At 64.5% G+C, this 4971-nt stretch carries 5 protein-coding genes and 2 pseudogenes; 3 read left to right on the top strand and 4 right to left on the bottom strand.

Going from position 1 to position 4971, the window contains the following annotated elements; genetic code table 11:
- Positions 1-469: pseudogene (locus FGL98_RS26590) on the top strand (recombinase family protein); the annotation flags it as partial.
- Positions 470-590: 121 nt separating this feature from the next.
- Here FGL98_RS26590 and FGL98_RS24555 read toward each other — a convergent pair.
- Positions 591-779, bottom strand: a complete 189-nt coding sequence (locus FGL98_RS24555) for a hypothetical protein (protein WP_146321439.1) — start codon at positions 777-779, stop codon at positions 591-593.
- Positions 780-831: 52 nt separating this feature from the next.
- Here FGL98_RS24555 and FGL98_RS24550 point away from each other — a divergent pair, with 52 nt between their 5' ends.
- Positions 832-1317 carry a recombinase family protein gene (locus tag FGL98_RS24550; RefSeq protein WP_425461029.1) on the top strand — a complete coding sequence of 162 codons (486 nt, stop codon included), beginning with the start codon at positions 832-834 and terminating at the stop codon, positions 1315-1317.
- Between the two features lie 298 nt (positions 1318-1615).
- On the opposite strand, the pseudogene FGL98_RS24545 reads toward FGL98_RS24550, so the two are convergent.
- The 3 genes and pseudogenes from FGL98_RS24545 to FGL98_RS24535 all read right to left on the bottom strand — a co-directional run.
- Positions 1616-2524: pseudogene (locus FGL98_RS24545) on the bottom strand (IS1595 family transposase); the annotation flags it as partial.
- Between the two features lie 41 nt (positions 2525-2565).
- Entirely contained in the window at positions 2566-3279 is a 714-nt protein-coding gene (locus FGL98_RS24540; protein WP_146321435.1) for a hypothetical protein, read from the bottom strand.
- On the bottom strand, positions 3276-3776 hold the full coding sequence (locus FGL98_RS24535; RefSeq protein ID WP_186526384.1) for an RNA polymerase sigma factor: 501 nt from the start codon (positions 3774-3776) through the stop codon (positions 3276-3278). The genes FGL98_RS24540 and FGL98_RS24535 overlap by 4 nt, the downstream gene beginning before the upstream one ends.
- 412 nt (positions 3777-4188) lie before the next feature.
- On the opposite strand from FGL98_RS24535, the gene FGL98_RS24530 reads away from it, so the two are divergent.
- Entirely contained in the window at positions 4189-4899 is a 711-nt protein-coding gene (locus FGL98_RS24530; RefSeq protein ID WP_146321431.1) for a hypothetical protein, read from the top strand.
- Positions 4900-4971: the final 72 nt, after the last annotated feature.

Below are 4971 nucleotides of genomic sequence, written 5' to 3'. Positions count from 1 at the left end.
CGGGAGGCACTGGCTGCCTGCCGGGCCGGGGACACCCTGGTGGTGACCAAGCTGGACCGACTGGCCAGGTCCCTACCGGACGCACGGGCGATTGCCGACGAACTGACCGCCCGAGAGGTCAAGCTGAGCCTGGGTGCATCGGTCTACGACCCGACCGACGCAGTCGGCCGGTTGATGTTCAACGTGCTGGCCATGGTCGCCGAGTTCGAAGCAGACCTCATCCGCTTGCGGACCACCCTTGCGGACCACCGAGGGCATGAAAGTCGCCAAGGCCAAGGGACACCTGCACGGCAAACATCCCAAGCTGACCCGCCGCCAAGAAGCCCACCTGGTCTCCCTGCTGCACAGTGGCGAGTACAGCACCGCCGAAGTCGCCGACCTCTTCGGTGTCGGCCGCTCCACCGTCTACCGCGCCATCGACCGGCAACGCATCGAAGCGCAAGCCCACCTCGATAGCGCCGCGTCCTAACGACATCCACCACTGACCGTCGTCCCGTAGGTCACACCCCTACGGAACGTCGGTCAGGACCCCCAAGGACCGATCCGCCCACGCCGGAGAGCACTGAATCCATCGCCGCTCATGGTTCGATCTACGGAACGATGATCGGGGCATCGGCCGGGTTGTCGGCGCTTACCGCAAAGGCCGCGACTCGCAAGTGTGGATCGAGTGATTGCCATACGTCGTCGAGCACGGCTGCGAGTTCGGGTCCGGTCACGGTGACGTCGGTGGGTGCGGAGGTCGAGATGATCTCTTCTGCGGTCCCGCGGTAGGTCGTCATCAAGATGCCGGCGCCGGTGGCCAGTTCATTGACAACCCATGCGACACGGTCCGTGCCGCCCCCGGTTCGCTCGCTTCGTCGAGCGAACCCCATCACGCAGCCCCGACCGCCCGTCTCGTGGAAGCTGGATCGGCTCGGCCGGGACCTGCGGCACCTGGTCAACATCGTGCACGACCTGACCGAGCGGGGCATCGGGCTGCGGGTGCTGACCGGGCAGGGTGCCGCGATCGACACCACCACCGCGTCCGGCAAGCTGGTGTTCGGGATCTTCGCCGCCCTCGCCGAGTACGAGCGGGCGCTGATCTCCGAGCGGACAAAGGCCGGACTCGCCTCCGCGAGAGCACGGGGCCGGATCGGCGGACGCCCGTTCAAGATGACCCCGGCCAAGCTCCGCCTCGCGCAAGCATCGATGGGCAGCCCCGACACGAACGTCGCCGCGCTGTGTACGGAGCTCGGCATCACCCGACAGACCCTCTACCGGCACGTCTCACCCACCGGCCAGCTCCGAGACGATGGCAAGAAACTGGCGCGCCGGTAGGGCAGCCGCATCACGGAGGAAGAAGATGGGGTCTTAGGGGGCCGTCACGGTGGCGAAGACGTTGTCCATGGTGCCCGTCATCGTCGGCGGAACGGGGTTCTTTACGCCGCAGAGGGAGGGGCCCAGGACTCCCGACATGGCGGCAAAGTCTTTGCAATGTCAACGGTGCGTTTTGATCTCGTAGCGCAGCACGAGTTCCGTGTCGGGGTTGTTTGACGTCCCGGCTGGGCGGGTTTGAGCGTGGCCCGTGCGGTGGTGGCGGCGCCGACCGGGTTCGTCCGGCCTTCCGCAGCGATCGGTAGATGACTGGTTCACTATCGACCGCCTGGCGCAGGAGCGTGTAGAACAGCAGTCCGCGGCTGCCCGAGTGCCGCCGGTTGAACCGGAAGACCCACTCATCGAAGTATGCCTGCACGTGCTCGGGACTGACCGAGCCCTGCAGGGTGCCCATGACCCATCGCTTCACCAGTGAGAAGACCAGGCGCGTCCCCAGCAGCACCTCGTGCGCCGGTGGACCCGAGGCGGCGACCGAGGTGCCCTGATGGATGTAGTCGCCCTTGGTGGCCGGCGGGTAGGCCGTCCAGCCATCGGTGACCACGCAGCTTCCCGGCTCGACGTTGGCGTGCAGGAACGCGGCCAGACTGTCCGCGCTGGCGTCCGGAATGACGCCGAGCCGAGCCCGCCCGAAGCCCCCGCCCTCTACCTCAATAGCGCCGGCGAACAACACCTTTCCCAACGCACCACGACCGGGGACCCCCGGCTGCGGACCGCCGAGGAAGGACTCGTCAACCTCGACCTCACCACGCAGCCGGTCCCGACCCGGACGCACCATCACCGACCGGTAGCGATGCAGCATCGCCCACGCCGTCTGGACCGAGCCCAGCTCCATCTCGCGCCGAAGGTGAGTGGCCGACACGCCCGTCTTGCCATTGACCAGCAGCCACGCCGTAGCAAACCACACCGACAGCGGCGTGCGCGTCTTGTCGAAGATGGTGCCCGCGGTCACTGAGACGCGCCGGTCACAGCCGGCGCAACGCCATCGCCGATCCGACGCCCGCCACCCGTGATCGCTGCCGCAGTGAGGGCACACGAACCCGGTCGGCCACCGCAACCAGTCCAGGTAGTCCAAGCACTTCCAGTCCTCGTCGAACCACCCACGCAGCTGAGCGTACGAGCGCGGGTAGTCCTGACCAGCCGACGGTGACATCTGACGACTCTACGGCATCAAGATGGAAACCCCATTCTAATTTAATCGACGACCACGGACACGAGACTGTCATAACTGTGTCCGACCATTGTCGGAGGGTCGGTGTTCGTGTTGTTGCCACACAGCGAGGGTCCTGGCCAGGTGCCGACTTCCACCACGTCATACGTGCCGGCCGAAAGGGTGGGCGGGATCGTCAGGGTCATGGTCACGGATTTCTGCCCGGGGGCCAGGTCCACGACGTCACTTGTCGACAGGCTGTTCGCGGACGTTGGTTGTACGAGATAATCGCTTCGTGCGAGATACAGGGTGAGCGTCTTAAGTGGCCGGTCGGCTCGCGCTGGGGGAATCTGAGCTCCCAGCGTCAACTTCTGCCCGGGTGTCACCGCGATCGGCTCCGGCACCGACCCATCGCTCATGCTCACCCCATTCAGGACCGCTAGTCCCGGCGGGCACCCTGGCGCCATCCCCACCTGGCCCCCCGTCGCAGCCGAATGCGTCGCGTTGGCACCGGGGGCGGCGCGGTTCCCGAACGGGTCCATGACAGCCAGTGTGCCCCCCGCGAGCCCAATCGTTACCGCCGAGACAGCAAGAGCCAGGACGCCGCGTCGCAACCGGCGGCGCCGGGCCGGGCGGGAGGACGTGGCGGCTGCCTGAGTCCGGTCCGCGCGGGCGAAGATCACCTCAACCGGCGGTGGTTGCACAGACTTCGCGTATGCGCGCATGGCGGCACGGGTGCGGTCCTCGACATGATTCATGATCGTTCGCCTTCCAGATTGGTGCGCAGTGCCGCGATTGCGCGGTGCAGGGTGGACTTCACCGTTCCTGGCCTGCAGCCCAGCGCTGCAGCGATATCGGCCTCGGACAGGTCTTCGACGTACTTCAGCGTGAGCGCCACCCGTTGACGGTCATTAAGGCCGACCAACAGGTCAAGGAACGCGCTATCGGACGAGTCGGTGACCGATTCCGTCGGCCTCGGCTGGCGCCGCAGGATGGCGTCCCTGCGCCGCTGGGTACGCAGCGTGTCGAGGCAGTTGGTGACGACCGCTCGACGTACCCAGGCCAGTGGGTACGTCACCGATGCCCAGTGCCGCCACAGCTGGGCATAGGCGTCGTGGACCATGTCCTCGGCGAGGGTGCGCTCTCGTACCGTTGCCATCGCGATGGCCATCAGCCCCCCGTAGGAGTCGCGATAGAGCCGCTCAAAGGCAGCCTGCGCCTGATCCGAGCCAAGCTCGCGGCCTGAGCCAGTCAATGCCTTCACACTCTCTAGGTGTCCAACCGGCCTCGGAGGTTCCACGCCAACGGATACCAATCCCACGGGTGACATCCTCGGACCGCCGACACCCGTCCCGTGGGAGCGACATCCGTCATCGTCCGCGTGGACTCATTGTTCCAATGACCGGTCGGCCGCCGCCACAAAGTCGACAGCCGCGGTGACCAACACAGGGGTCGGGCACCAGTCGCCTGTACGTCGACTGATCGGGATGAGTGGAACCCCGGCGGGGCCGCGACCACCAATTTCCCTCATTGAGGGTTGCCCACTGTGCGATGAAGCATAGGTGTTCGACCACCTTCGTGTGGCTGAGGCGCTGACTGTAGCTTCTGTAAAGAAAACTCGTAGCAGGTCTAGGCATCGCGGGTCCAGCGGCTGTAGGTTGCCTGACATGTGGTCGAAGGTGACTGCCGCAGTTGTTGCACTACTTGTCGCTGGTGCGCTGTCTGGTGCTGGTGGTTCGGCTTACGCGGCATCGATGGTGAAACCGGCGTACCCATGCACGGCGGACACGTGGAGAGCCGGAACTAAGGCACTCAACGTCACCGTCGCTACCGGCGAGAGGGCTACCATCATCACGCCCTCTCCAGGCGACGTTTACAACTACGGTTCCGGGCGTCCAACGGCTGGCGATATCTACATGTGGTACACGGACAGCTCGGCATTCGTACAGGTCGGCTGGTACCTCGGCAGTGCAAGTGGTTTACCGACGGCAACCCAACCGCGCGCATTCTGGGGCGAAAACACTCCCGGTGGCGAAGCGCTGCATGCTGGATCGACTCTAAGCTGGGACACGGTCTACAGTTTCCAGATTACGAATCCTCTCAACGGCACGAATGTATTCAATATTTGGTTTGAGGGAAGTATCATAGCGCACACTGGCTATGGGCATACATTGAATGCGCCAGGGTTCAATGGGGAAGTGGACTACCAATGTACCCGAATGCATGCCCTCGCCGCCCATGGTACAGAACCACTATCTACCCTCCAATACCGGTACGGGTCATGGTATTACTTTGATGGCAGCCGTTATGCCGATCCCGGTTTCTACTCAGAGATTTTTGGTGAGTCTGCGACAAACCTTTCATATGGTGGTGGGTGAATCTCGAGATTCGCAGTTGGGCCGTCTTGGCCGCACGGCCTGTGACTGCTGATGTCCATGTTTCTGGTGGGA

This window comes from Leekyejoonella antrihumi, assembly GCF_007845645.1.
GTDB classification, from domain to species: Bacteria; Actinomycetota; Actinomycetes; order Actinomycetales; family Dermatophilaceae; genus Leekyejoonella; species Leekyejoonella antrihumi.
Note: the sequence above shows the minus strand (reverse complement) of the source record. Positions and strands in the feature narration are given on the sequence as shown.